This window comes from Chrysanthemum yellows phytoplasma, from assembly GCF_000803325.1.
GTDB lineage: Bacteria > Bacillota_I > Bacilli_A > Acholeplasmatales > Acholeplasmataceae > Phytoplasma > Phytoplasma asteris.
In genome coordinates this window covers 1-2,026 of the sequence record NZ_JSWH01000104.1, presented here as the reverse complement: position 1 = coordinate 2,026, position 2,026 = coordinate 1, and the positions used below count along the sequence as shown (strand labels likewise).

The 2,026-nt window shown below is 23.1% G+C and carries 4 protein-coding genes; all 4 read left to right on the top strand.

The features are described 5' to 3' along the window. On the top strand, positions 1 to 259 hold a 259-nt coding region (locus OL66_RS02035; protein WP_034172265.1), incomplete at its 5' end, for an SVM family protein. Between the two features lie 439 nt (positions 260 to 698). Continuing rightward, a complete protein-coding gene (locus tag OL66_RS03865; protein WP_156956352.1) occupies positions 699 to 845 on the top strand; it encodes a hypothetical protein in 147 nt (48 codons plus the stop codon). Positions 846 to 918: 73 nt separating this feature from the next. Next, a complete protein-coding gene (locus tag OL66_RS02025) occupies positions 919 to 1,137 on the top strand; it encodes a hypothetical protein (RefSeq protein WP_034172263.1) in 219 nt (72 codons plus the stop codon). Between the two features lie 237 nt (positions 1,138 to 1,374). Continuing rightward, positions 1,375 to 2,016 (top strand): YqaJ viral recombinase family protein, encoded by a 642-nt coding sequence (locus OL66_RS02015; protein ID WP_034172261.1) that lies wholly within the window; start codon positions 1,375 to 1,377, stop codon positions 2,014 to 2,016. Positions 2,017 to 2,026: the final 10 nt, after the last annotated feature.

Below are 2,026 nucleotides of genomic sequence, written 5' to 3'. Positions count from 1 at the left end.
TTGTTTAGGATTGTTATTAATAAATAATAATAATAAAGTTATGGCAATGGACAAATTAAATAATGAATTAATTAAAGAAACAAATATTAATAAATGTCAAGAACAAATTCAGCAATTAGAACAAATATCAAAATATAGTAAAGAAGATGAAAAAATAAACAATGATAATTTGGAAAAACAAAAAAACCATTTTTTTAAATTGTTTATAAAACAAATAGTTATAAAATTGATGTTTATAGAAATTAATATAAATTTTTAAAAACAAACCAAGCAAACAAAAATATCCAAATTTACAATTATACTCAACAAAAAATTAAAGAAAAACACCAAATTAAAATCCTTTAAATAATGATGCACCTTAATCATTTTTTTTCAATATTCAATTCATAAAGTTGTATAATAGTGAATATTATTCAAACTTTCATATTTGATAATTTATAACCATTATCATAGGGGATAAAAAAAATTAATGAATACTAGTAATTTTTTAAAAACACAATATAAAAATAATATCTTATTTAAACTAAACTATCTCTACATTATAATCCCATCTGAGGGATAAAAAATAAAAAAAGGAAATCAAAAAAATGGAAATTAAATCATTTATTTTAATAATAAGTTTAATTTTGAATGTTATTTTAATACTTTTCTCCATAATTAAAACAATACAATGTAACAAAAAATTAAAATTCGAAGATTTGACTAAAAAAGAATTTGAATTAAAATGTGTTGAATTAATATGTTCAGGAGAAATAAGTTTTGAAAATAATAAAAAAGTTTTAAAAGCAATGCAAAAGTTGCACAAAGAAATATTTTTAGATACAATTCCTAAAAAAAAAGAATAATCACAAACCAAGACCCTTCCAGGGTCTTTTTTTATTTAACAACACACATAACTTTGGAAAGGAAACAAAAACAATGTTCATAAAAAAAATCTTTCAATCTTTACCTAGTAATCTCATCTTTTTCATCATCACTCTACTTTCATTTATTCCAATTATCACCATTTATTATGTTCTTAAATTCTATCTTTTCACTGTCAAACTAAGTCTTCACCAACTAAAACAAGTAATAGTGGTTCAATTTTATCAATATTTAACTACGAAGCAACCAAATCATCATGTGGAATTTAATTAATACTTGGTTAACTAAACTAAATAACATGCTTAATGCTATCAGTCATTATTTCTTCACTTATCAAAATCAATGGTTAAACTTAGGTTTATTAACGATTATTTTATTATTTATCCCTCATCTTTTATATTTAATTGATTTTCTTTTTAAATGTCTTTATCATCTTTTTCGTTTCTTTTATTATTTAGGAAAATATCTTTTATTCTTATTAAAGAAAATATTTAAGAAAGAATGAATATTATGAGAATCAAAAACTTAAATCAACGCACTAAATTATGGTACCAACATCGAAAAAAATACATCAACGCTTCTGAAATCGCTTCCATTACGGGTTTAGATCCCTTTCGTTCCATGGAACAATTAGTTCATGATAAAATCTTTGGCACCACTTTTACCTCTAATCAATATACTCTTCATGGACAAAAACTAGAACCCATCGCACGTCAATTTTTCATTCAAAAAACCAAATTAACCTTTGAAGACGCTATTTTTATGGATGATTATCACCAACAATTTTCCGCTTCTTTAGATGGTTATAATTCTCAAACCAATACTTTATTAGAAATTAAATGTCCTTTTGTTAATGAAAACCAAGAAATATCATCCACTTGGACTAGTTTTTTAAACAATCCCTATCTAGAAAATATCCCTCAATACTACTGGGCCCAAGTTCAATGTCAACTCTACTGTTCTCAAGCGAACTTAGCTTACTTTTTAGTTTATTTCAATGATGATGATTTTCATGTTGTTCGGATTTATCAAGATAAAACATTTATCACTAAAATGATTAAAGATAGTCAAAAATATTTAGAATTACTACACAAAACAAAAAAAGAATTATTACAAACAACTTATTTAAAACAATTAAGTAAAATAAAATAATTAATATTTT

What these genes read in the sequence shown, in the direction of transcription:
- OL66_RS02025 (WP_034172263.1), top strand. Translation starts at nt 919, where the DNA reads ATGTTCATAAAAAAAATCTTTCAATCTTTACCTAGTAATCTCATCTTT.
- OL66_RS02015 (WP_034172261.1), top strand. Translation starts at nt 1,375, where the DNA reads ATGAGAATCAAAAACTTAAATCAACGCACTAAATTATGGTACCAACAT.